This is a genomic window from Pseudomonadota bacterium (genome assembly GCA_016719885.1).
Taxonomy (GTDB): Bacteria; Pseudomonadota; Gammaproteobacteria.
In genome coordinates, this window is sequence record JADJYF010000006.1 from 176,113 (window position 1) to 200,669 (window position 24,557).

Sequence of the window (24,557 nt, forward strand, 5' to 3'; positions counted from 1 at the left end):
CACGCAAAAATGAGCGCGGTTTCCTTTGTGGGTCAGACTTCAGGAAGCTCTGAATAAGCGTAGCGAGCATGCTCGCGCGCTAGGAGCCGCGCAGCGACGAGACATATCAGATAGATAGGCGAGGGGCGGCGCGACCCGGCCAGCAGCGGTAGCTTTTAGGTTCCCCGGCACTACGGGCCGGCGCTCTTACGTGCCTGTCAGACTGAAGTCTGACCCACAAGCGTGCCTGTCAGACTGAAGTCTGACCCACAAGCGTGCCTGTCAGACTGAAGTCTGACCCACAAGCGTGCCTGTCAGACTGAAGTCTGACCCACAAGGCTTAGCAGCTACAGGGAATCCTGCACGCGGTGATGTAATCGCCGCAATCCCAGCCACACCGCCACGGCGATCACGGGAATGCTGAGCGCCACCGCCACCTCCGGCGCGATCTTCACACCATAAGCATGAGCGCCCTTGGCCAGGTAACCGACCAGGCCGCTGCCGTAGTAGGTGACGGCCGCCACGGATAGTCCTTCCACCGCGCTCTGCAGCAGGAGCTGCGCGTGTTGACGGCGGTTCATGGCGTCGAGCAGATCCTTGCTGCTCTGCTGCTGCTCGATTTCGACGCGCGTGCGCAACAGGTTCGAGACCCGCGAGATGCGTTCCGACAAGGCCTGTTGGCGTCGCGCCGCCCACGCGCAGGTCTGCATGGCCGGCAACAGCCGCCGCTCCATGAATTCGCGCAGGGTCTGCAGGTTGGCGGTGCGCTCCTCGCGCAGCTCGTCGATGCGTCTTTGCACGAGTTCGAAGTAGGCGGCGCTGGCCGAAAAGCGCGCGTGGGTACGCGCGTACAGGCCTTCGACATCGGCCGCCAGTTGCGTGAGCTGACGCAGGAGCTCCGGTTCGCCCTCGGCGCTGGCGCTGCGTATGCGTTCCGCGACCGCCGCCAGGTCGCGTTCGGCGGTGGCCAGTGCCGCGCTCACCTCGCGCGCGGCGGGCATGCCGAGCAGCGCCATCATGCGGTAGGTCTCGACTTCCACCACGCGCTGCACGAGCCGTCCGAGCCGTCGTGGCGTCATGTCTTGGGCCACGATCACCCACCGCCCGAAACCGCCGTCACGCAGGCGGAAATCGGTGTAGACCGTGGCGGCCGCTTCCATCGCCGAACAGCCGACCAGGGTGTCGTCATCGAGCTCATGGCGCACGATGGCGGGCAACGCCGCATCGCTGGCGCGGGCCGGCAACACCAGCACATGCAAGCCGATGAGCCAGCGGCCGGGCAGTTCGGCCAGCCACTGGGGCGGCAGTTCGGCGAGCGGCGAGACGCTGAAATTGGCGGCGTCCTCCGGCAGTTCGCGCCAGAAGGTATAGGTCTGGAATTCGGTGTGCTTCTCCCAGCGCAGCTGCACGCCGCCGACATCGAGACTCAAGTGATTGGCATCGTCCGCCGGCAGCGGCAGGTGACGGTCACGCAGCAGCTGGCATAGATGCGCATGCGTATGGGAAGCATCGGCATCGGTCATGCCGATGTGAGTGAGCAACAGTGGCGCGGTCAGCCGCTCATAGGGCCGCGCATGTACCTCGTGGTGCAAGGCCTCGCGCTGGGGATGGACGTGCTTCATGGCGCACAAGCATGGCGCAAGGCGTGTCGCTTGTGTAGGTGCGAATTCATTCGCACATTGGTTTATGCCTTACGAAGCGGCCCCCGGACCCAGAATGTCCGTGATTCGCACCTACTTCAACCGCGCCTCCTTGGCGCGATGGAAGCCGTGGCAGGTGACGCAGGTCGAGGCGAGCTTGCCTTCACCGGCATCGCCGCTGCCATGGCAGGTGCGGCAACTGTCGATGCCGGGCAGCATCACGTCGGCGCTGGTGTCGGACTTATTGGCGTTGGCGTGACAGTCGGTGCAGGCCTGGGTGTCGTGCTGCTTGTGACTGAAATTGGCGCCCGGCAGCCAGGCCTTGGGAATGCGCACCGGGTCGATGTGCCACGCCTCGGCGCCGTTGCCCTTGCCAGTCGGCGTGACCGTATGGCACTTGCCGCAGGTGGTATAGGCCAGCATCTCGGCGGTGGTCATCTCGGCATTGCGCGCCGCCCACGACAGGGCGTCCTGCTTCTCCGCTTCGCTGATCGGCTGGCCCGGCAGGCGGCGCGCCTGCACGCCGCCCGGCGCGAAGGCATTCGGATAGCCGCCGCGCAGCGCCCAGGCCTGGAAATAATCGCTGACGCCGTCGACCGCGGCCTTCAGGTCGCCGTGCGGCACTTCGCGCACCACGTCACCGGGAATGTTGAGCTGGTGACATTCGTGGCAGTTGTTCTCGAAGCTCACCGGCTGCATGCGACCGCCGCCGGGCTCGGTCTGGTGACAGTCGGCGCATTGCAGCTTCACCGTGCCGCGCGTCGGGCTCTCCACGCCCTTGGCATCGAGATGGCCCTGGTGGGAGAACTCGATGCCGGGCGTCTCGCGCAGCGCCTTGCTGTCGGACAGCGCCACGCGCACCGACATCGGCTTGCCGTCGACCTGGTGCACGAGCGTCGGGCGGAATTCCGGGTGGTCTTCGCCGAAATTTCGCACGTCGATGAGCGTGGTGTCCTTGACCTTGTCCTTCAGGTCGCGGTGGCAAGTCACGCACAGGCTCTCGTCGTGACGCACCAGCGAGCTCTTGCCGGTGTGTTCGTGATGACAGGACGCACAGCGTTGGCCCTTGAACAGACCGGTCTTCAGGATCTCGGTGTCGACATGGTGCGGCGTGTTCTGGTGGCAATCCAGGCACGCGCCATTGCGTGTCGGCACGAAGGGAATGGTGTGACAGGAATTGCAGTTCACGCCGAAGTGCGCATGGGCGTCGCTGACCGCGCCGCTCTGCCAGGCGTGATCGGAGGGTAACAAGGGCAGCGCCCGCAGCCACTTGCCGGCGCTCGGCACGGTGGCCGAGATGATCGGCACCAGCAGGAACAGCGCCAGGATGAGGGTGGCCGCGGCCAGCGCCGCCGGGCGCTTGGAGAGGCCCGCGGCGCCGAGGTCGAGACGCGCGCGCTTCAACAGCGCCGCTTCCATCTCGCGGCCGCGGGTCGAGGTGTCCTCGCTAATCTCCAGCGCGAGGTTGCAGCCCGCCGCCTCGCCCACGCGCAGGATGTGCCCGCCGAGTTCGATACGATCGCCGGCCGTCAGCACCGCCGACTGCACGACGTCGCCGTTGTAATGAAAGCCCGCCGCCAGGTGCGATTGCAGGCGCACCTTGCCGTCCTGGCCTTCGATGAGCTCGGCATGGGCCAAGGCCACGCGCAGGTTCGACAGGTGGATGTCCTGATCGGTGCCGCGGCCTATCTTGAGACGCGAGCCGCTGAGCGGCACCTCGTGCAGCGTGTCGTTGAGCTTGCCCTTGTGGGAGACGTAACGGACCAGGATGCGCATCGTCGCCTACCAGTAGAAGAACACGGCGACCACGTGGCAGAACAACGCGGCCACAAGACCAATCGAAAGCGGCACGTGGAGATAGAGCCAGAACGCGAGGCGCGACTGCAGCTGGATGTCACGCTGGATGCGTTCGACCATGGCGCGCTTGCGGGTGATGAGTTCGAACAGGCGCGTGATCTTCTCGAGACGCTCGGGCCCGCCGCCATCGGCGATCATGTGCTCGGCGAGGAAGGAGATCGCGGTGGCGTCCTGGTTCTCGAGGTTTTGCAGCTGCGGCACGCCGCGCGCGACGCGCGCTTCGATCTTCTGTCGCACCGCGTCGAGGCTCTTGTTGATACCGGCGCTGGCCGAGCGTCGCGCCGGGTCACCGAACAGCTGCTCGAAGACCGAGCCACCGAGCACGGTTTCCTCGATCGACTGCAGCACCACCTTGTGTGCTTCCTTGTCGACCTCGTCGGCGAGCGTCAGGCATTCGCGGTCGAGCTCGGCGACTTCCGAGATCATCGCTTCGCGGGTCAGGCCGGCGCGGTTGACCGCCAGTTCGCGCGGATAACCGACATACACGTACAGGCCATAGAAGCCGCTCAGCACCACCAGCACGGTCAGCACGTAGGTCAGCGAGTGCACGTTCCAACCCAGTTGGAAACCGCTGTGCAGGGTGACGATGACGAGCAGGGACGCGCCGAGATAGATATGCGCCGACAGCCAGCCGACCAGGCGCCCGGTCGTACCGGAATAGCGGCGCTTGCGCACGCCGAACCATGCCAGCCAGCCGATCAGCGCGGCGCCCAGCGTGCCCAGCGTGTAGCCCAGCCAGGTGCCGCCGTTGGGCGGCTCGTGCGGTTGATGCAGGCCGTAGACCACGATTGCCAGCGCGCACAGCCCGGCGGCGACCTTGAGGTAGAAGAAGTTGCGGTAACTGACGTAGGACTCGTGCATGGCGGCGCCAGGGTTCAGAGGGGATTGCGCACGTTCAACGCGCGGCTCATCGCGCGATGGCCATGAATTCGGCGGGACTGACGCGTATCGCCGCGCCGGTCGGGCAGGCTCTCACGCAGGCCGGGCCGCCCGACTGGTCCTTGCACATGTCGCACTTGACCGCCTTCTTGGGCAGCGTCTTGTCTTCGCTGTGGAATTCCTCGCCCGGCGCCGGCCCCTGGCCGAACAGCAGCCACTTCCACAACGATGGCTTCTCGGTCTCGCCCTTGACCGCCATCTGGATCACGCCATAGGGACAGTTCTGTTCGCAGTTACCGCAGCCTATGCAGTTGTCGGCGATGTAGACCTCGCCTTCGGGCGTGCGGTGAATGGCATCCGGCGGACACTCCTTCATGCAATGCGGGTGTTCGCAATGACGGCACGAGGTCGGCACGTGCACGCTGGCGAAACTCGGGCCGGCGCGGCGGTCCAGCAGTGACGTGCCCTTGTGCGTATCGGCGCAGGCTTTTTCGCAGTTGTCGCAGCCGACGCACAGCGATTCGTCGATCAGCAGGACGTCGGTCGCTTCGCCGATGCCCTGCGCGACCAGGAATTCGATCATGTTGCCGGCATTGGCCTTGACGCCACGCAGGCGTGCGCTCGCCGACAGGCGCGCCTGCGCCTTGGCCTTCAGATCCGCCTCGAGATCGGGGAAGCAGGCCAAAAGTTCGCGGAACACCACGCCCGGCAATTCGATGGTCTCGGTGGCGACCGCCGCGCGCACCGTGGCGGTACGCGGCGAATCGGTCAGCAAGGCCAGCTCACCGACGTAGTTGCCGGACGGCAGGTAGGCGATGACGATTTCACGCCCGCCGATCTCGTGGGCGATGGTGACCGAGCCCGAGCGCACCAGGTGCAGCGATTCGGCCGCGTCGCCTTCCTTGAACAAGGCGTCACCCGGCGCGAACTGGCGGATGCGTGCGGTGTGCGCGACTTCGATGAGATCGTCTTCCGGCACGTCCGGCGCGATGTGCATGCGGATGGCGCGCAGCAGGAAGGTCTCGTCGACCGTGCGGCGCACCGCTTCGACCGACTGGATGAGCTTGTTCATCGAACGCCTGGGCGTTTCGATCAGCACGCAGTCGTGACCGGCGACGATGGTGGCGGCGCGACGCCGGCCGGAAATCAGGCTCATCTCGCCGAAGAACTTGCCGACCCCGAGCTCGACCGTGTGCGAAGGATCCTCGGGATCGATCTGGATGTGCACCGAGCCGCGCAATATCGAAAAGAAGGTGTTGGTGTAGTCGTTGATCTGCACCACCACTTCGCCCGGCGTCGGCGTGCGGATGTCGGAGTCGAGCAGGAATTCGCGCAGCTGCAACGGCGTCAAGCCGGCGAACAGCGGAATGTTGGAACGGATCTGCACGATCGCGAGGTTGACCTTGGTCAGACCCGGCACGCCGGCGAACTTGGCGCGCAACAGGCCTTCGTCGGCCGGCTCGACGTCACGCCCGCAGATGAACTCGACGACTTCGTAGCCCTGGTTGATGCACTGCTTGATCAGCGGGTAACCGGCCAGCGCACCGATGATGTAGAGCCCCGGCACGTTGGATTCGTAGCGCGGCGACACCGATGGCACGGCCGCCGGATCGTCGCTCGGGAAGACCACGCCGCAACTTTCGACGAAGGCGCGCGGCGGCAAGGCGCCGAGACGCGCGACGATGCGATCGCACAGCACTTCGCTGACGCCGTCCTTGGTCTTGACTTCCAAGCGCAGACGTTTGCGCGACGGATGGCCATCGTCGAGCGCGCTCACGCTCTTGGGGCTGGCGTTGTACATGCAATCGAGCTGGCCGCTCTCGATACCGCGCATGATGTCGCGCAGGTTGCCTTCCTTGGCGCGCGTGAACTCGTCACGGCGGTTGAGAATGATGACGCTGTTGTTGACGGCCAGCGCCAGCGCGTTTTCGATGGCGGCGTCACCGGCGCCCACCACCACGATGGTCTCGCCCGAGTAGGCCTCGGGATCGTCGAGCTGGTACTGCACCTCGGGCAGGGTGTCGCCCGGCACTTCCATGCGTCGCAGGTTGCCCTGCAGGCCGATACCCAGCACCACGTGCTCGGCGCGCACTTCGCTGCCGTCGGCGAGCTTCAAGCGGAACTTGCCCTGCTCGCCTTCAATCGCCACCACTTCCGAGCGATAGCGCACGTTGGCACCGGACTTTTCCAGCCCCTGCTGCCAGGTCTTCAAGATACGTTCGCGCGTGCCGGCCTCGAAACTGATGGCGGCGCGCAAGGGCAGCTGGCCGGGTTCGGCCATCACGTGCTTGCCCTTCTGGTAACGGTAGATGGTGTTGGCGAGCTGCGGCGCGGCTTCCAGCAGGACGTGCGAAGTGCCGGTTTCGGCGGCGCGGGCGGCGGCGCTCAAACCGCCCGGCCCGGCGCCGACGATGGCGATGGTGTAACGTTCGCTGGCCATGCCCGCCTACTTGAGCGCGGCCGCGAGGTTCTGCATCTCGCCGCTGAAGCGTGCTGGCTGGTAGGCGTTCTGATCGGCTAGTACGGTATAGAGCACCTTGATCTGGGCGGCGATGGCGCCGGCCTGGCTTTCGCTCCACTGCTTGGCGTCGGTGAGGCTGTCGGCCAGCGCATGTACGCCCATCACCGCCTGCTCGGCCGCGGCGAAATCGCGATAGTCACCGGCCACGCCGCCCTTCACCAGCGAATCTAGAATGGCGAGCGTTTCATCCTTGCTGAAGTTGTGCGCGCGCACCGCGCCATCGACTTTCTTGACCAGCTCTTTCAAGGCATTGGCGGCGCTCATGGTCGCTTCGCGCGTGTCGGTACTGGCCTTGTGCAAGGCGAGCAGCGACTTGTGCAAGTCTTCCGCCAGCGCCGGTTCAATGGCCCGGGTCAGGTACAGCAACATCAGCACGTGGGCATCGTTGATGCGCGGCACGCCGGGCGGCAGGCCGGTGGTCTCGCGCGGCGCCCAGCGCGGTTCGTTCATGGCGTGATGGCAGGCGTGGCAGTCGAAGAACGCGAACTCCGGCAGCGGCCCCTTGCCAGCCCATTTGTCGCTGGTGAAGAGCTCGAAAGTACGCGCGGCCGCGGCGGTCTGGCCGATCGCCCACACCTGCACGTGGGGCGCGAGATGCTTGCGCTCGCGGTAATCGGCGTCGACACGGTAATGCGCCGGCTGCAACAGGGTATAGGTGTCGAGTTCGAAGGACAGGCGCGGATGGCCGGCGCCCATCAGGCGATGGTTGGCGAACTTGTCCTGGGTGCCGAGATGGCAGGCCAGGCACAGGTTGGCGCGCGTCACCGGTTCTTCGGTGCGCACCATGCCGGCGCGGATGTTGTCTTCGCGGCTGGCTTCGCCGGTGACATGCTGGCCCAGCCACTTGGACGCCGGGCCGTGGCAGGATTCGCAACCGACGCCATCGGACAACTGGAAACGCTTGCCGCGCACTTCGGCGGGCACGAAGGTCGCGTGACAGGTGAGACACTCCGGCGCGTTGGCGGCATTGTCGATGCCGAGATTGCGCGCGATGCGCTGGCCCTTGTCTTCGATCAGCACGCGGTAGGCTTTCGAATGGGCATCGTCACGATGCCAGCTCAAGAACTCGGTCTGGCTGATGCGCGCATCGCCGACCGGGCGGCCGGCGCCGTGGCAGGTGGAACCGGCGCAGGTCACGACGCCGAGGTATTTCGGCGGACCGTCGGGGCTTTCTTCTGCGTACACCGTCAGCGCGCCCAGGCTCAGCAACAGCGTGAGCGCCACGCCCATGCCGCGCAGCGGCGCTCGCGTGGAAAGCCGTGACAAAAATGTTGCTGAACGCCTCATTACTTCAATCCCGTGCGCATTGCGCAATTACCTGGCCACGATGGCGGCGAGCTCGTCGAGCGCGGCGACAAATGTCTTGGCACGATAGCTCCGCTCGTCACCGACGGCGGCATATACCCCATCGAGTGCGTGACTGGCGCGCTGGTATTGCTCAGCGCTCAAGCCCTGTTGTTCGTAGTCGGCCGCGATCAAGGTCGCAAGCGCCATGGCGAGGCTTTCCGCCGCGCCGTAGGCCAGCGGCTGTTCGGCGCGGGCTTCGGCGAACAGGGCGCGCGTCACCGCCGCAAGGTCGCCGCTCTGCTCGCGCCGCGCGTTCATGGCATTAGCGAGCGTTGCCAGCCGAGCTTTAAGTTTTTCGATGGTGGCGTCGCGCTTGGCCGTGTCGAACAGCGCGCCCTGCAGCGCATGGCTGTCTTCGCGCAGGGCCACGACTTCACCCGGCGCGGCGAGCGTCGCCAGCGCGCGCAGCACCACCAGCGGCGCGTCGTTGAGACTGAGCGCGCCCGGCGCGGCGCCGGCACGCGGCTTGTGATCCGCGTCGACGGCTATCGGCCGATGGCAGGTCTGGCAATCGTAGTTGGCCAGCTCCGGGAACATGCCCTGCGCATGCGCGCTCTTGACCTGCGACAACAGCTGCCCGGCCGCATGCAGTTGCCCCGCCGCCCACAGCTCGAGATGCGAAGCCATGGGCTTGCGGCGCTTGTAATCGGCGTCCGCCAGGAAGTGGTATGGCTGCAGGCTGCCATAGGTGTCGAGTTCGAAACGCAGGCGCGGATGACCGGCGCCGTACAGGGTGTGACCGAGCATGCGCTTGTCGTCGCCCTGGTGGCAGGACAGGCACAGGGCGGCACGCGGCGCGGCCTGGTCGGTCGGGTACATGCCCGCCGCGACGTTGCCGGCGTGCTGCGCGGTGGGCTGCACGTGGGCCGACAGGAACTGGCCACCCGGACCATGACAGGATTCACAGCCGACGCCATTTTCGAGGCTGAACTTCGGCCCGCGCTGCGCGGCCGGCACGTAGGTGGTATGACAGGTGAGGCACTGCGGCGCCTGGGTCGCGTCGTCGATACCGAGCTTGTTGGCGATGGCGCGCCCGGCGTCGCTGGTCAGGGACGTGAAAGCCTTGGCGTGTTTGTCGTGGGCCTGCCAGATCAGACGTTCCTTCATCGACACCGTGGCGTTGCGCCAGGCCTCGGGCGAGGCATGACATTCGCTCGAGCCGCAGGTCTCGACACCGACGAAGCGCGCCTCGCGGTCGGCAGGCAAGCTCGGCAGTGCCTCGCCCGCCCGCGCCGGCATTGCCGCCAGCAATACGAGCAGCGCGAGGGCGCCACACTCACGCGCGATGCGAGCTCTCGATTTTGCTTCGGCCACCATGTTCAGAATTTCAGGCGCAACTCGGCACGAATGCCGGCCAGGTCTTGTTCGTGTTCACGGACACCGTAGATGGCGTCGGTGCGGAAGATCCAGGCTTTCGATAGCGGCCGCTGGTAGCGCGCGCCGAAGGCCAGCTGGTGGCCCTTGGCGATGCGATCCGGATCGTTGTCGCGACCGAGCGGATTCAGGCCCGCCACTTCGAACACCACCTGCTGATCGAGATTGAACAGGTATTCCACGCCGATGGCGCCGCCATAGGTATCGTTGGCGGTGTCGTCGAGTTTCGGAAAACCGGTCAGGCCGTCGGTCTCGAAGTTGATGCCGGTGTTCTTGAGCACGCCGCCGGCGCCGAAGTCGCGCGCCAGCGACTGCGGCTTCTTGGAACCGACGAAGAAGTTGGCGTAGGGCACCAGCGTCAGCGGCTTGTGCGTGATCAGCGAGTTCTCCATCAGGAACAGCCAGCCATCGGCGGTCTTGGCGAAGCCCGGTCCCGGGTCCTGGTTGAAGTTGTAGATCACGCGCAGCGAGTTGGAGACCTTGCCGAACCAGCGCTTGGTCACCGCCGCCGTGAGGTTGTGATAGCTGAAGTCGGCGCCGAAGGGATTGCGCGTATCGTCGGTGTAGCCGTAACCCGCCTCGATGTACATGGCGCGGGTTTCGATGAAGACCGCGGTGCCATAGATGTTGACGCCGTGATCGTCCTGCAGCTTGCCCTTCAACTGCGACTTGGTCGTCACCCGGTCGGCGCCGCCGAAAAAGGTGATGTCCATGTTGGAGATGTCGAGCAGGCGGCTGTTGAGGGCCGGCAGCGTGATGGCGCCGCCGAGGATGGCGTCGTCCATCCAGATGCCGTTCTGCAGCACCATGGGCGTCAGGCCAATGGCGATCGGAATATCGTGCAGGTTGTATTCGTCGGTGATGCCGGCCGCGATCTGGCCCAGATCGCCTTCGAAGAACAGCGACTCGGGCGTGGCATCGAGCAGGATCTCGTGATCGCCGAAGCGGTCGCGCTGGTTGCCGCCGAATTCGACGCGCGTCACGCGGCCGACCTTGTTGCGGTCCAGCGGGCGCAGGAAGGCGTGAATGCGCTCGGTGGCGGTGAGGCGCAGATCGATATCGAGATTGAGGCGCGCCGCCATGTTGGCGGTGTCGACCTTGCCGTTGTCGTTGTAGGCGGTGCCGAGGCGGAAATCGCCGTAGACCAACAGCTGCGGCCGCGCCGGGTTCTTGTCGCCGAAGATGGTGATGCCGTTGCCTATCGGGCCCGACTGGTACATGGGGTAACCCCATTCAATCGGCGGGCGCGGGCCGATGACGGCACGCTTGTTGCCGTAGATGGCGAGCTGCGCCTCGACATCGTAGGGTTTGTCGGCATAGCTCGGATCGGGGCCGAACAATTCACGGCTGACCTCGGCGGCCTGCGCCTCGGGCGACATCTCCACCGGCTTTTTCGCTTCGTGGTCCTTGCCGTGGACTTCACCGCCCGCCGGTTCCGGCACCGCCGGCAGGCTGGGGCGCTCGGGTTCGGCGCTGCGACGCGGCAGTTCGGCGTGGGCACTCGCGCCGGCCACGCAGGCGACGAGCGCCATGGCGAGCGCCTTCACGCGCAGCGCTCCAGGAGTGTACTGACGGCTGCTCATTTGACTTCGAACTCCGCCGCCTGCGGATGAATGTCGATCATCCATTCGTTGATCGATTGCTCCATGTCGACGGTCGCGCCGACGAACTTCATGAAATAGATCGGCTCGGCGCGGCTGCGCATGCGCGACTGGATCTTGTACTTGCCAGGCTTGCTCAAGGCCGACGCCGGGATCGTGTAATTCACGTCACGCGCGGCGAGCGGCGGCAGGCTGCGGCCTTCCATGCGGATGAACGGCGGATGGTTGAGCACCGTGGTGGGCACGCCCGGCGGACGGATGTGCGGGATCTGGTCGATATCGAAGTTGACCGGCAGGTACATCTCGCGGTCCGTGCCCTTGACGTTGGTGGTCAGGAACTTGGTCTGCAGGTTGAACAGCTGCTTGTCGAACGGCACCTTGCCCTGCGCCACTTCCAGCGAGTGGATGTCGGCCATGTCGCCATTGCCGTCGACGTAACCCGATTCCCACACGCGCTGGCCATCGGGATCGATGACCGCGACGTTGAACCACAGCTCGGGCTGCGCGCCCAGCGAACCGGATGGCAGGTTGTGGCCCTTATCGACGTTGGTGACGGTGTAATGCAGCTTGAGCTTGCTGCCGGCCTTGAGGTCGCTGTCGAAGAACGGCCCGTCGATCTTCATGGAGTTTTCCATGATCTCGATGCGCGAACGCTTCTTGTCGTTGAGCAGTTTTTCGTTCAGGGAAACGACGTAACGTGCTTCCTCGCGATCGGCGCGCTTGCTCCACTCGGCGGGAAATTCCGCCGAGACTTCGCCCTTCTCGACCTTGTCTTCCCAGGCCGGATCGCCCCACGGCGCGCGGTAATCGAACTTCAGCCAGTCCTTGATAGACCAGCGCTGCGCGCGCGGATTGAAGGGGAAGATGCCGGGGTGGGCAATCGGATAGCCGGGCCCGAACATCATGTGATTGGAATGCTTCTGCTTGGGGTCGCCGACGGTCTGGCCGTTGACCACCGCAATCGGCCAGCTTTCGTAGCCGGCCTCGGCTTCGCCCGGGACCTTGCCCATGTGGCACTGCTGGCAGGTGATGCCTTCCTTGGCGGCCGGCGCGCCGCGGTACTGCTCCCACACCACTTCGAGCTTGATGCCGGGATGCACCGCCACCTGGTGGCAGGACACGCAGAATTCACTCTTGGAGATCTGATCGAACTTGATGGGCGAGGCGTGGATGGGCGTGCCGGGCAGGCCGGGCGCGGTCGACACGCCGTACTCCGCGGGCTTGCTCACCACCTCGCCGTAGTTGCTGCCGACGCCGCTGTTATAGATCGGCGCGTTGATGTCTCCGGGCTCGATATGGCGCTCGCCGTTGACCTTGCCGAACTGCGTCGAGACGCGATGACAGGTGACGCAGGTGATGCCTTCGCGCGAGATGGCCGAGCGCTCCCACAGCGGCGCTTCGCGAGCTTCGCCCATCTGTGTCCCTATCTGTTGATGGCAGCGCACGCAGAAGGTGCCGATGGTGCCCGAGGCCAGGTCGTTGATGGCCTGCTCGAACTTGTGGAACATGGGGGAGATGGACGCGTAGGCGTGGTTGGACACCGCCCATTCCCAGAACACCTTGGGATGACAGCCGGCGCACGCGGTCGCCGACGGGTATTGCGACTCGGCGAATACCGCCGCATGCGGATCCTCGGCTGCGGCGACCCCGGTCACCAACGACAGCCACACACAGCATCCTGCCACCCACGAGTAAATTCGACCGCGCAACCCCTGCACCCTCACTACGGTTTGGGCGGCACGGCAATCGTCCTTGTCAGTGCCCCCCAAGGCGCCGGCATGCCGTGACCCGCTCGCAAGAATCCCGATTAACTGTCGGGACTTGGAGATTAAAGCTTATGTGATTCGAGCGGAATCATCCAGCCCGAATTATGGTAGCGGCCAACCTCCCATGCCGCTGTAGGCCGAATCCTTCGTGGCTGGGCGGCGGGGTGCGACGCCGCCCTCGCCCTCAGTTGTAGCCGGCCGCCTTGAGCTCGCGACGACGTCGATGCAGCACCGGCTCGGTATAGCCATTGGGCTGATGGACGCCGCCGAACACCAGTTCGCAGGCCGCCTGGAAGGCCACCGACTCGTCAAAGTTGGCCGACATCGGCTTGTAGCCCGGCTCGCCGGCGTTCTGGCGGTCGACCACCACCGCCATGCGTTTGAAGGTCTCGAGCACGTGACGGCGCCGTACGTAGTCGTGGCGCAGCCAGTTGGCGATGTGCTGGCTGGAGATGCGCAGGGTCGCGCGGTCTTCCATCAGCCCGACGTCGTGGATGTCCGGCACCTTGGAGCAGCCGATGCCGAGGTCGATCCAGCGCACCACGTAGCCAAGGATGCCCTGGCAGTTGTTGTCGAGTTCGGCCTGCACCTGCTCGCGGGTCAGCGGCGTGTCACCGAGCAGCGGGATGGTCAGGATGTCGTCGAGGCGCGCGCGCGGGCGCTTCTTCAGTTCGTCCTGCACCTGCCACACGTTGATGCGGTGGTAGTGCATGGCATGCAGGGTGGCCGCGGTCGACGACGGCACCCAGGCGATGGTCGCGCCGGCCTTGAGATGGGCGTCCTTGGTCTCGACCATTTCCTTCATGAGGTCGGGCTTGGCCCACATGCCCTTGCCGATCTGCGCCTTGCCCTGCAGACCGCAGGCCAGGCCGATATCGACGTTCCAGTTCTCGTAGGCCTTGATCCAGGTTTCCTGCTTCATCGCCTCCTTGCGCACCATCACGCCCGCTTCCATGGAGGTGTGGATTTCGTCGCCGGTGCGGTCGAGGAAGCCGGTATTGATGAAGATGATGCGATCCTTGGCCGCGCGTATGCATTCCTTGAGGTTGACGGTGGTGCGCCGCTCTTCGTCCATGATGCCGATCTTGAGGGTGTGGCGCGCCAGGCCGAGCTTGTCCTCGACGCGATCGAAAACTTCGCAGGCGAACGCCACTTCCTCGGGCCCGTGCATCTTGGGTTTGACGATGTACATGGAGCCGGCGCGCGTGTTGCGCAACGTGCCTAGACCACGCAGATCGTAGAGCGCGATGGTGGCGGTGATGACCGCGTCGAGGATGCCTTCCGGCACTTCCTCGCCCTTCAAGAGCACCGCTTCGTTGGTCATGAGATGGCCGACATTGCGCACCAGCAGCAGCGCACGGCCGTGCAAGGTCAAGGGCTGACCCTTGGGATCGAGAAACTGGAGATCGGGCGCCAGCGTGCGGGTGACCTGCTTGCCGCCCTTCTCGAAGGTGTCGGTCAGGGTGCCCTTCATGAGGCCCAGCCAGTTGCGATAGACCTCGGCCTTGTCGGCGCCGTCGGCGGCGGCCACCGAATCCTCGCAGTCCTGGATGGTGGTGACGGCCGACTCCAGCACCAGGTCCTTGATGTGCGCGGCGTCGGTCACGCCGACCGGATGTTCGGCGTCGATCTGGATGATGATGTGCAGACCATTGTTACGCAGCAGCACTTCATGCGGCGCATCGACCGTGCCGTTGTAACCGGCGAAGCGCTCGGGATGCGAGAGACCGACCGTCTCGCCGTTGCCCATCACCACCGCCAACTGCCCGTTGACGACCTTGTAGGCCTTGGCATGGGCGTGGGAACCGTCGGCCAATGGCGCGGCCTGGTCCAGCAGCGCGCGACCGTAGGCGATGACCTTGGCACCGCGCACCGGGTTGTAGCCGCCGGCGCGCTGCGCGCCATCGGCCTCGGCGATCACGTCCGAGCCGTAGAGCGCATCGTACAGCGAGCCCCAGCGCGCGTTGGTGGCGTTCAAGGCGTAGCGCGCATTCTTGACCGGCACCACCAGCTGCGGCCCGGCCATGGTCGCGATCTCGGCATCGATATCAACCGGGTTGACGCTGAAGTCCGGCCCTTCCGGCAGCAGGTAACCGATCTTTTCCAGGAATTTCTTGTACTGCGCATGGTCGTGCGGCGCATCGCAACGGGACTGGTGCCAGGTATCGATCGACGCCTGCAGCTTGTAGCGCTTGAGCAGCAGGATGTTGTTCTTGGGCGCGAGCTCGGTGATGACGTCCTCGAGCATGGTCCAGAACGCGGCGGGCTGGATATCGAGGCCCGGCAGCACCTCGTTGATGACGAGGTCGTAGAGCGGCGTGGCGATTTCCATGCGCCCGTTGTTGACCGGCGTATGGGTGGCAAGGGCGGCGGGCGCGGCGCCGGTGCGCGGGCTGGAGGATTCGATGCTGGCAGCGGTCATGGCGGTGTTCGTCGTGTTGCGAAGGGAGTGCAAAGGATACCCGGAGTCGCCGTTCATTGCTTCCCGGCGCGGGCGGAAATGCGGCATGCGGCGCGGCGCGGGCCGCCCCGGACTAGGAGCGCGGCGGCGGTTTCTCGAAGCGGCGCTCGCTGTCCCTTGACGCTCACCAGGCTCAGGCTGTCGATGGTCAGGCGGTCGCGTCCCTCGCGCTTGGAACGGTACAGCGCTTCGTCGGCGCGACGGATGACATCCTGCGCCGAGGCGCGATGGCCGCGCGGATGGAACACCGACACGCCGATGCTGGCACTGATGTGGTTGTTGCCGATGTGGATCTCGCGAATGAGGCCGAGCAGGCGCTCGCCGTATTCGCGCGCCGCCAGCGCGTCGGCATGCGGCATGACGATCAGGAACTCCTCGCCGCCGTAGCGCCCCACCACGTCGGCGCCGCGCACCGATTCGGCGAGCGTCTGCGAGACTTCTTCCAGCACGTGGTCGCCCAACTGGTGGCCGTAGGTGTCGTTGAGCTGCTTGAAGTTGTCGATGTCCACCATCACCGTCGCGATGGGAAACTCGTAGCGCTGGCTCTGATGCAGCAACTGCTCGAGTAATTCGATGGCGGTGCTGTGGTTGTAGAGCCCCGTCAGGCTGTCGCGCACCGCCAGTTCGAGCAGTTCGCGATTGCGCTCTTCGAGTTCGCGCGTGCGGCTCTTGACCATGTCTTCGAGATTGGCGTTGAGCGCGGCGAGATCGGCATTGACCGCGGCGATGTGGGTCTCGCGGGCGCGCTGCAGCTTCCACAGGCGCTCCGACAGGCCGATGGCGAGCGCCACGAATTCACCCAGCGCGCCAAAGTAGACACCGTTGGCCGTCCACTCGGTGGTGGCGATGAGACCGACCACGTCAAGCAGCGTGACGCTCATGCCGAACATGAAGGCCAGCCAGCCGAACAGCAGGTAGCCGGCGATGCGGTCGCCGGCACGCCAGGCCTGCACGCAGCCCCACAGTGCCACCGGGCCCAACACCGCGCTGGTCACCATCATCACCGAGACGCCGAGCGCGCCGTGGTGAAACACGTGCAGCGCCATGCCCGCCGCGCTCGCGAGCGCGCCGAGCGCGTACCACGGTTCACTGGCGGGCGTCACTTCGGGCAGGTTGAGGAAAGTACGCGCGAACAGGGTGCCGGTGACATTGGTCAAGGCCAGCAGCGCGGCCGGCAGGACCTGCTGGGCCAGCGGTGCGTTCGGCCACAGGAACTGCATGGCGTAACCGTCGACCGCGCACAACAGCAGCACGAACGCCACGAGGTACTGGCAGTAATAGGCGTAGGCGACGTTGTGCACCAGCGCGAACAGGGTCAGCGCGCACAGCGCCAAGCCGATCATGAAACCCACGAAAGCGCCGCGCAGGTAATTTTCCGAGGTGCTGTCGGCGCGAAACGTCGCGCTGTCCATCAACTCGATGGGCAGGGAAATCGCGCCGGTTTCGCTGCGCGCCCGCAGGTAATAGGTCACCGTCTCACCCGCCTTGACGTCGAGCAGGAAGGCAAATCCGCGATAGGCGATGGGCCGCGTGCTGAAGGGGTGGTTGTCGCCGGTCGCGACGTGACTGCTACGGCCCGAGGCGTCGACGGCATAGACATCGACGTCGTCGATCAAGGGACGCGGCAGCACCAGCACCGGCGGTGCGCTGTTCGCCGATGTGTAGCGGATGACGAAACGCAGCCACACCTCGGCGTGAGTGAAACCGAAATTGGTGTCGCGACGCGTGGCGGGAATGAACTCGGCGTCGTGGCGACCGGCGAGCACGGCGTCGACGTTCAGCGCGCGCGCGCCGTCGACCAGCACGGCGTAGCGGCCGTCCATGGCGAGATGTCCGGCACTGTCGGCGGGCCACGTCAGCGGCGACAGCGCGCCCGCCCAGGCTTGGCTGACCAGCAGCAACAAGCCGAGCACGAGCAGCCGTCGCCAAGCCGGAACGCGGCCGGCGTTGGAGGTGTAGCGATGCATCTTGTTATGTCACCGGGGACAGCAGTGGTTGGGCTGGCCGCGGTTTATTGTTTAATTTGTGGCCCTAGGGTAAGGCCCGCCCCTCGGAGCGTCCAGTGCAAAGACGCGGCGCTAATGTTCCGGCGCGTATTCGATATATTCGCTATTCCCCGATAGACGGTTCTTGGCCGCGCGACATCGGCGCTAGAGTGCGCGCTGCCCGAGTGCCGCCCATGCACGTGCATGGCCTCGGGTCACCTCCCGCCAACACAAGGAATTCGCCATGATGAGAACGCTCACCGCCGCCCTGCTCATTGCGCTCACGGCCACCGCCGTGGCCGCCGAGCGCAACTCCGCGCCCGACTATCGCGCCCGCGGCAAACAGGCGCTCGATGTCATCACCGGCGGCACCACCGCCCAGGCGCTGGCCGGCGTCGCCGAAACCTCGCCCGATCTCGCGCAGTGGATCACCGACTTCGCCTACGGTCAGGTGGTGTCACGCCCGCAGCTCGACCTGTGCACGCGTGAACTGGTGACGGTGGCCTCGTTGACCACCCAGGGTTTTGCCCAGCGCCAATTGACCGCCCACGTCAACGGCGCCCTGAACGCCGGCTGCAAACCGGAAGCAGTGGTGGAAGTGGTGACGCAGATGGCCGTGTATGCCGGCTTCCCGGCGGCCTTGAATGGTCTGGCGGTGGTGAAGGACGTGTTCGCCGAGAGGAACATCACGCCCGAGCAGGCGAAGCAGCCGTGAAGGCAGTCGCACCGGCATTTGCGGTATGTGAGGTCCTTGTGGGTCAGACTTCAGTCTGACACCTTGAACCTTTCTCTGAAGGCTGTGATTGGATGTCAGACTGAAGTCTGACCCACAATCGATGGCGAGGCGGCCGCAGGAGCGGCCGCCTCGCCAAGAACCTACGCCGCGCGACGCATCTCCTCGCGCAGCTTGTCGGTGGCAGCCTCGTCAACCTTCATGGTCTTGGCATCGACTACCACGCCGTAGTGTTTGCGCGCGGCGTCGACCGAAATGTATTCGTCGAGCACGTCATCCAGCACGCTGGCGACGCTGCGTTCGAGGGCGCTGCCCCAGCCGCCGCCGCCGGTTGATTCGAACATGAAGGTTTCGCCGTAGCTGAACGGCACGCTCGCCAGCAGCGGGCTCTTCCAACCGCCCTTGCCATCGAGACCGCCGATCACTTCGCGCGAACCGTCGGCGTGGATCTTGATCTGGCGTTGCACGTCGGAACGCGCGCCGCCGTTCACACCGGGACTGCCTTCGAGCGTGCGCGCCGATTCCATCGACAGTTCGCCATCGGCGAGGTAACGCACCTTGAACACCGCGCCGAGACCGCCGCGGAAACGCCCGGGGCCGCCGCTGTCGGTGCGCAGTTCGAAAGCCTCGTAGGCAATCGGGAACAAGAGCTCGGCGGTTTCCGCCGGCATGTTCATGCAGTTGCCGAGCGCGTCTTCGGTCACGTTCATGCCATCGCCATAGGGCGTGCCGCCCCAGCCGCCGGCCGGCAGATCGGAGAACACGCTGCTGGCGCCGTCGGGCGCCACCACCGACGACACGAACCAGTTGCACTCGGCGTTGGTCGAGCCGGTGACCTTGTCGGGGCAGGCCTTGGCCAGCGCCTGCCAGATGGCGCTCGTGATCTTCGAAGAGGTGAGCGTGGTGCAGCCGATGGTCGGCGCCGGCCACTTGGCGTTCAGCCAGCAGTCTTCCGGCAGCTTGATGGTGATCGGGTTGAACATGCCCTGGTTCTGCGGCGCGTGGGGCGCGAGGAAGAACTGCAGCGAATAGAGCGTGGCCGAGGCGGTGTTCGCATAGGGCGAATTGATCGCGCCCTTGACCACGCCCGGCGTGCCGCTGAAGTCGACCGTGATGTCGGTGCCCTTGATGATGAGCTTGACCTTGATCGGGATCGGCTTGTCGGAATGGCCGTCGGTATCGGCGTATTCCTCGGCCTCGTATTCACCGTCGGGCATGTCGGCAATCGACTTGCGCACGATCCTCTCGGTGTACTCCTGCAGCTGTTTCATGGCCGCCTTCAAGGTCGCCATGCCGTACTTCTCGGCGGCGCGTTCCATTTCCTGGGTGGCGGCCTTGAGCGCGCCGACGTGGGCCTGGGTGTCACCCTTCACGTAGAACGGCGTGCGCGTGTTGTTCAAGATGATGGCCAGGAGGTCTTCGCGCACCTTGCCCGCCTCGAACAGCTTCAAGGGCGGCAGGCGCAGGCCTTCACCGGCGATGTGGGTGCCGCCGAACGCCTGGCCACCGGCCGCGCCGCCACCGAGATCCATCCAGTGTCCGCGGCTGACGGCGAAGGCGATGATGTCGCCGTCGAAGAAGATCGGCGACAGGAAGGTGATGTCGTTGATGTGCGTGCCGCCCTTGTAGGGGTCGTTCAACACGTAGACATCGCCGGGCTGCATGGTCTCGAGCGGATACTGCGCGACGATGGCCTCGGCGCTGAACTTCATCGCCGCGAGATGTATCGGGCAGTTGGCGGCCTGCGACAACAGCTTGCACTCGTAGTCGTAGATGGCATTCGAGAAATCGACCATGTCGGCGAGAATGGGCGAGAACGAAGCGCGCTTCAGCACCGTCGACATGCGCTCACTGGCGTATTCGAAAATGCTGCGCAGAACTTCGAAGGTCACCGGGTCGACCTTGGTCTGCTCGATGACGGCGGTATCAACTTTTACTTTCTTATCCATCGAAGACTCCTTCAGTCGGTATCACGACTGTTCAGGACAGTGAGATCATCATGTTGCCGTAAGCGTCGATGGTGCCGGAAGCGTTCGGCGGCAGCACGGCGCATGCGTGTTCGAATTCGACGATACAGGGGCCCTGGACCGTGGCGCCCTCGGCCAAGGCATGGCCGTCGTAGATGTTACTCTCGTGCCAGGCACGGTCAAAATAGACCTGGCGGCGGCCCTTGATGGGGTCACGCCCGGCGGCCTCGGGCTTCTTCACCGGCGGCCGCGCGGTCTTGCCGACCACGGTCACGCCGAGCGCCACGATGGCCGGCGCGAAGTCGTCGGAACTGACACCGAACTCCATCTCGTGGCACTTGTGGAAGGCGGTCGCTATGGCCGGCAGGTCGGCCGCCGTCAGGGTGCCCGACGGGATGGGCGTCTCCACCTCGTAGCTCTGGCCGACGTAACGCATCTGCGCCGAGCGGGTGAGCTTGATGTCGGCGGCCTTGAGGCCGTCGGCCTCGAGCAGCGCCAGGGCGTCCTTCTCGAGCTGCGCAAACATGCGGTTGATGGTCGCGACATCGGCGTCGGCCACCGGCGAGAAATAGAAGAGCTCGAGGTCGTGGCGCAAGTCCATGGCGGTGGCGCCGAAGGCCGACGCCACACCGGCCTCGGCCGGCACGATGATGCGCGGGATGTTCATCGAATCGGCGACGAAGCAGGCGTGCATGGCGCCGGCGCCGCCGAAACTGGCGAGGATGAAGTCACGCGGGTCACGACCGCGCGCGACGATGACCTTCTTCACCGCCTGCGCCATGTTCTCGCAGCCGATGCGGATCATGCCGTCGGCGGTCTCGATGGCCGACAGGCCGAATTCCTCGGCGAGGCGCTCCATGGCGGCCTCGGCGCCGGCCTTGTCGAGCTGCATCTTGCCGCCCAGCGTCGGCTCGATGCGGCCGAGCAGCAGGTTGGCATCGGTGATGGTCGGCAGCTTGCCGCCGCGGCCGTAGCACACCGGGCCCGGCTCGGAGCCGGCGCTGTGCGGCCCGACGCGCAGCGAACCGCCCTCGTCCACCCAGCCTATCGAGCCACCGCCGGCGCCGACGCTGTGGATGTCGAGCATCGGCACGATGACCGGGATCTCCCACTCGATTTCGTGGTCGCGCGTGACCAGGCCCTTGCCGTTCTCGACGATCGACACGTCGAAGCTGGTGCCGCCGACGTCGGTATGGATGATATTGGGGCAATCGCCCTTCAGCTCGGAGAGATAGGCCGCGTAGGCCACGCCGCCGGCCGGGCCGGATTCAATCAGCTCCTCGGGATGCAGCTTGGCGTAGTCGACGCCGGTGATGCCGCCGCTGGACTTCAAAATCATGAGACGGCCGATGAAGCCGGCCTCCTTCAAGCTCGCCTCGAGGCGGTTGAAATAGCGCTCCATGACCGGAATGGTGGCGGCGCGAATGGCGGTGGTGGCGAAACGGCCATGTTCGCGGAACACCGGTCGCGTGTCGGCCGAGGTCACGCAGTAGATGCCGGGATTGACCTCCAGCACGATGTCGCGCATCTGGTTCTCGTGCGCGGCGTTGACATAGGAATTGATGAAAGCGATCGCCACCGACTTGATGTCGGCAGCCTTGATCTTCTCGGCGATGGCCAGCGCCTTGGCGCGGTCCAGCGGCCGCACCGGCTTGCCCTTGGCATCCATGCGCTCGTCGATGGTGTAGCGGAAGCGGCGCTTGATGATGGGCTTGGGCTTTTGCTGGTAGGGGTCGTACAGCGCTTCGCGATGCTGGCGCCCGATCTCGATGGTGTCGCGAAAACCGTCGGTGGTGATCATCGCCGCTTCCGGGTAGTCACGCGTGATCAGCGCATTGGTGGCGGTGGTGGTGCCATGCATGAGATGGGAAATGCTGGACGGCTCGATGCCGGCTTCGCGGATCGCGTTCAGCACGCCGACCGCGCGGTCGTGCTTGGTGGTGAGGACCTTGGAAGTCAACTGGCGGCTGCTGCCATCCTCCCAGGCGAAAAGGTCCGTGAACGTTCCACCGACATCAATACCAACACGCCACATGTGACAGCACCCTCCACCGGCCCGTGCGCCGGCCAACGTTATCGAAATATTCCGCGCGGCGAGTGCCGCGCGTGGCGCCATGATAGCGGTAACGGCGCGCCGCGCGCGAACACTGGCGGACGGACATAAACCTGTGATTCCCCACGGTTTGCCGATCAATGTTAAAAGTGTACATTGACGCCAGCCACGGCCCGCAGGGGGATGCCAGACCGCCATGAGAATCAAAGCGCCCACGCTGGAAGACATCGCGCTAATCGCCGAACAATACGGCCTCAACCTGTCGGACGACGACCTCCTGTCCTTCCAGGGTCTCATGCAGGGCTCGCTGGCCGCCTACGAACGCATCGACGACATCGTCGAACCCAAGCCGCCGGTGGCCCATGCGCGCGGCGCGGCGTGGCGCCCCGAGCCGGCCGATAATCCGCTCAATGCCTGGTACTACCGCTGCGCCATCAAGGGCGCCAAGAGCGGCAAGCTCAAGGGTCGCACCGTCGCCATCAAGGACAACATCTGCGTGGCCGGCGTGCCGATGATGAACGGCACCGCGGTGCTGGAAGGTTACGTGCCTGACATCGATGCCACGCTGGTGACGCGTATTCTCGACGCGGGCGGCGAGATCGCCGGCAAGGCAGTATGCGAAAGCCTGTGCTTCTCCGGCGCCAGCCATACCTGCGACACGCCGCCGGTGTTGAATCCGCACAACGTCGCGCGCAGCACCGGTGGCTCGTCCAGCGGCAGCGCGGCGCTGGTCGCGAGCGGCGCGGTGGACATGGCCATCGGCGGCGACCAGGGCGGCTCGATACGCATGCCGTCCGCCTGGTGTGGCATCTACGGGCTCAAGCCCACCCATGGCCTGGTGCCCTACACCGGTGCCTTCCCCATCGAGATCACGCTCGACCACCTCGGCCCGATGACGCGCAGCGTCACCGATTGTGCGACCTTGCTCGAGGTCATCGCCGGTGAAGACGGCATGGATCCGCGCCAGCGCAACGTGCGCGTCGATCGCTACACGCGCGCCCTGACCGGCGATGTCACCGATCTCCGCATCGGCGTGGTGAGCGAAGGTTTCGCCTGGCCGGGCAGCTCGGAAGCCGACAGCGACAACGCCGTGCGCGAATCGGCGGAGCTGTTCAAGCAGCTCGGCGCGGTGGTGGACGAGGTCTCCATTCCCATGCATCGCGACGGCCTTGCCATCTGGAACGGCATCGCCATCGAGGGCGCCACCGCCCTCATGGTCAAGGGCAACAGCATGGGCACCAACTGGAAGGGCTATTACAACGTCGGCCTGCTCGACAGCTTCGCGCGCGGCCGCCTGTCGCGGCCGAACGATCTTTCCGAAACCACCAAGGTCGTGATGCTGCTCGGCCAGTACATGCAGGACCACTACCACGGCCGCTACTACGCCAAGGCGCAGAACCTCGGCTGGAAGCTGCGCGAAGCCTACAACGCGCTGCTCGCCGACTACGACCTGCTGCTGATGCCGACCATGCCGATGAAAGCGACGCCCATCCCGGACAAGCACTGCCCGCGCGAGGAATACGTCGCACGCGCGCTCGAGATGCTGAACAACACCGCGCCCTTCGACGTCACCGGCCATCCGGCCATGAGCGTGCCCTGCGCGATGTCCAATGGTCTGCCCATCGGCATGATGCTGATCGGCCGCCACTTCGACGAGAGCACCATCCTGCGCGCGGCACACGCTTTCGAATCGACCGGCTGCTACACGATTTAATTCATTCCCAAGGAACAGGCATGAGCGACCATCATCGCCACGACGACGACCACGATCACCACGGCGATCATCATCACCCGCACGGCAACCGGCCACTGACCGATCCGGAACTGCGCGTGAAGGCACTGGAGCAGGTGTTGGCCGAAAAAGGCCTCATCGATCCGATCGCGGTCGATGAACTCATCGACACCTACGAGACCAAGGTCGGCCCGCACAACGGCGCGCGCGTGGTCGCCAAGGCGTGGGTCGACCGCGACTACAAGCAGCGCCTGCTCAGCAACGGCACGGCCGCCATCGCCGAGCTCGGCTATTCCGGCATCCAGGGCGAGGACATGGTGGTGGTCGAAAACACCGACACCGTGCACAACGTGCTGGTGTGCACGCTGTGCTCCTGCTATCCGTGGCCGACCCTCGGCCTGCCGCCGGCCTGGTACAAGGCCGCGCCCTATCGCTCGCGCGTGATCAGCGACCCGCGCGGCGTGCTGAAAGAATTCGGCGTCAAGCTCGACGACGACGTGGAAGTGCGGGTGTGGGACAGCACCGCGGAGCTGCGCTACATGGTGCTGCCGCAACGTCCGGCCGGTACCGAGCGCATGAGTGAAGAAGAACTGGCGGCGCTGGTCACGCGCGACTCCATGATAGGCGTCGCCAAGCTGGCGCCGCCCAAGCGTTGAGGCCCG

15 protein-coding genes are annotated in these 24,557 nt (G+C 65.4%); 3 read left to right on the forward strand and 12 right to left on the reverse strand.

The window, feature by feature from the left end; all coding sequences use genetic code 11:
• Positions 1-326 precede the first annotated feature (326 nt).
• The 10 genes from IPM80_08340 to IPM80_08385 form a co-directional block, all read right to left on the reverse strand.
• Positions 327-1,601 (reverse strand): DUF3422 domain-containing protein, encoded by a 1,275-nt coding sequence (locus IPM80_08340; protein ID MBK8958435.1) that lies wholly within the window; start codon positions 1,599-1,601, stop codon positions 327-329.
• Between the two features lie 111 nt (positions 1,602-1,712).
• Positions 1,713-3,395, reverse strand: coding sequence for a hypothetical protein (locus IPM80_08345; protein MBK8958436.1), 1,683 nt, complete (start codon positions 3,393-3,395; stop codon positions 1,713-1,715).
• Between the two features lie 6 nt (positions 3,396-3,401).
• Positions 3,402-4,337 carry a hypothetical protein gene (locus IPM80_08350; GenBank protein ID MBK8958437.1) on the reverse strand — a complete coding sequence of 312 codons (936 nt, stop codon included), beginning with the start codon at positions 4,335-4,337 and terminating at the stop codon, positions 3,402-3,404.
• Positions 4,338-4,383: 46 nt separating this feature from the next.
• Positions 4,384-6,795 carry a cyclic nucleotide-binding domain-containing protein gene (locus IPM80_08355; GenBank protein MBK8958438.1) on the reverse strand — a complete coding sequence of 804 codons (2,412 nt, stop codon included), beginning with the start codon at positions 6,793-6,795 and terminating at the stop codon, positions 4,384-4,386.
• A gap of 6 nt (positions 6,796-6,801) precedes the next feature.
• Complete coding sequence (locus IPM80_08360) at positions 6,802-8,142, reverse strand: hypothetical protein (protein MBK8958439.1); 1,341 nt, start codon at positions 8,140-8,142, stop codon at positions 6,802-6,804.
• Positions 8,143-8,190: 48 nt separating this feature from the next.
• Positions 8,191-9,540 carry a hypothetical protein gene (locus IPM80_08365; GenBank protein MBK8958440.1) on the reverse strand — a complete coding sequence of 450 codons (1,350 nt, stop codon included), beginning with the start codon at positions 9,538-9,540 and terminating at the stop codon, positions 8,191-8,193.
• A 2-nt stretch (positions 9,541-9,542) separates the two neighbouring features.
• On the reverse strand, positions 9,543-11,180 hold the full coding sequence (locus IPM80_08370) for a hypothetical protein (protein MBK8958441.1): 1,638 nt from the start codon (positions 11,178-11,180) through the stop codon (positions 9,543-9,545).
• On the reverse strand, positions 11,177-12,868 hold the full coding sequence (locus IPM80_08375; GenBank protein MBK8958442.1) for a cytochrome C: 1,692 nt from the start codon (positions 12,866-12,868) through the stop codon (positions 11,177-11,179). Before IPM80_08375 ends, IPM80_08370 begins: the two co-directional genes overlap by 4 nt.
• Positions 12,869-13,148: 280 nt before the next feature.
• Positions 13,149-15,386 carry a malate synthase G gene (locus tag IPM80_08380; GenBank protein MBK8958443.1) on the reverse strand — a complete coding sequence of 746 codons (2,238 nt, stop codon included), beginning with the start codon at positions 15,384-15,386 and terminating at the stop codon, positions 13,149-13,151.
• A gap of 53 nt (positions 15,387-15,439) precedes the next feature.
• Positions 15,440-17,392 carry a GGDEF domain-containing protein gene (locus IPM80_08385; GenBank protein ID MBK8958444.1) on the reverse strand — a complete coding sequence of 651 codons (1,953 nt, stop codon included), beginning with the start codon at positions 17,390-17,392 and terminating at the stop codon, positions 15,440-15,442.
• Positions 17,393-17,657: 265 nt separating this feature from the next.
• Between IPM80_08385 and IPM80_08390 the strand changes: the two genes are divergently transcribed.
• Positions 17,658-18,125, forward strand: a complete 468-nt coding sequence (locus tag IPM80_08390) for a carboxymuconolactone decarboxylase family protein (protein ID MBK8958445.1) — start codon at positions 17,658-17,660, stop codon at positions 18,123-18,125.
• A 161-nt stretch (positions 18,126-18,286) separates the two neighbouring features.
• Here IPM80_08390 and IPM80_08395 read toward each other — a convergent pair whose 3' ends face one another.
• On the reverse strand, positions 18,287-20,092 hold the full coding sequence (locus IPM80_08395) for a hydantoinase B/oxoprolinase family protein (protein ID MBK8958446.1): 1,806 nt from the start codon (positions 20,090-20,092) through the stop codon (positions 18,287-18,289).
• 31 nt (positions 20,093-20,123) lie between these two features.
• Entirely contained in the window at positions 20,124-22,145 is a 2,022-nt protein-coding gene (locus IPM80_08400; GenBank protein ID MBK8958447.1) for a hydantoinase/oxoprolinase family protein, read from the reverse strand.
• A gap of 214 nt (positions 22,146-22,359) precedes the next feature.
• Between IPM80_08400 and IPM80_08405 the strand changes: the two genes are divergently transcribed.
• On the forward strand, positions 22,360-23,877 hold the full coding sequence (locus IPM80_08405; protein ID MBK8958448.1) for an amidase: 1,518 nt from the start codon (positions 22,360-22,362) through the stop codon (positions 23,875-23,877).
• Positions 23,878-23,897: 20 nt separating this feature from the next.
• Positions 23,898-24,551, forward strand: coding sequence for a nitrile hydratase subunit alpha (gene nthA / locus IPM80_08410; GenBank protein MBK8958449.1), 654 nt, complete (start codon positions 23,898-23,900; stop codon positions 24,549-24,551).
• The last annotated feature ends 6 nt before the right edge of the window (positions 24,552-24,557 follow it).

Excerpts from the sequence above, each read along its gene's own strand:
- IPM80_08405 (MBK8958448.1), top strand. The coding sequence starts at position 22,360 with ATGAGAATCAAAGCGCCCACGCTGGAAGACATCGCGCTAATCGCCGAA.
- IPM80_08380 (MBK8958443.1), bottom strand. The coding sequence starts at position 15,386 with ATGACCGCTGCCAGCATCGAATCCTCCAGCCCGCGCACCGGCGCCGCG.
- IPM80_08385 (MBK8958444.1), bottom strand. The coding sequence starts at position 17,392 with ATGCATCGCTACACCTCCAACGCCGGCCGCGTTCCGGCTTGGCGACGG.
- IPM80_08400 (MBK8958447.1), bottom strand. The coding sequence starts at position 22,145 with ATGTGGCGTGTTGGTATTGATGTCGGTGGAACGTTCACGGACCTTTTC.
- IPM80_08365 (MBK8958440.1), bottom strand. The coding sequence starts at position 9,540 with ATGGTGGCCGAAGCAAAATCGAGAGCTCGCATCGCGCGTGAGTGTGGC.
- IPM80_08355 (MBK8958438.1), bottom strand. The coding sequence starts at position 6,795 with ATGGCCAGCGAACGTTACACCATCGCCATCGTCGGCGCCGGGCCGGGC.
- IPM80_08390 (MBK8958445.1), top strand. The coding sequence starts at position 17,658 with ATGAGAACGCTCACCGCCGCCCTGCTCATTGCGCTCACGGCCACCGCC.
- IPM80_08370 (MBK8958441.1), bottom strand. The coding sequence starts at position 11,180 with ATGAGCAGCCGTCAGTACACTCCTGGAGCGCTGCGCGTGAAGGCGCTC.
- IPM80_08350 (MBK8958437.1), bottom strand. The coding sequence starts at position 4,337 with ATGCACGAGTCCTACGTCAGTTACCGCAACTTCTTCTACCTCAAGGTC.
- IPM80_08345 (MBK8958436.1), bottom strand. The coding sequence starts at position 3,395 with ATGCGCATCCTGGTCCGTTACGTCTCCCACAAGGGCAAGCTCAACGAC.
- nthA (MBK8958449.1), top strand. The coding sequence starts at position 23,898 with ATGAGCGACCATCATCGCCACGACGACGACCACGATCACCACGGCGAT.
- IPM80_08340 (MBK8958435.1), bottom strand. The coding sequence starts at position 1,601 with ATGAAGCACGTCCATCCCCAGCGCGAGGCCTTGCACCACGAGGTACAT.
- IPM80_08395 (MBK8958446.1), bottom strand. The coding sequence starts at position 20,092 with ATGGATAAGAAAGTAAAAGTTGATACCGCCGTCATCGAGCAGACCAAG.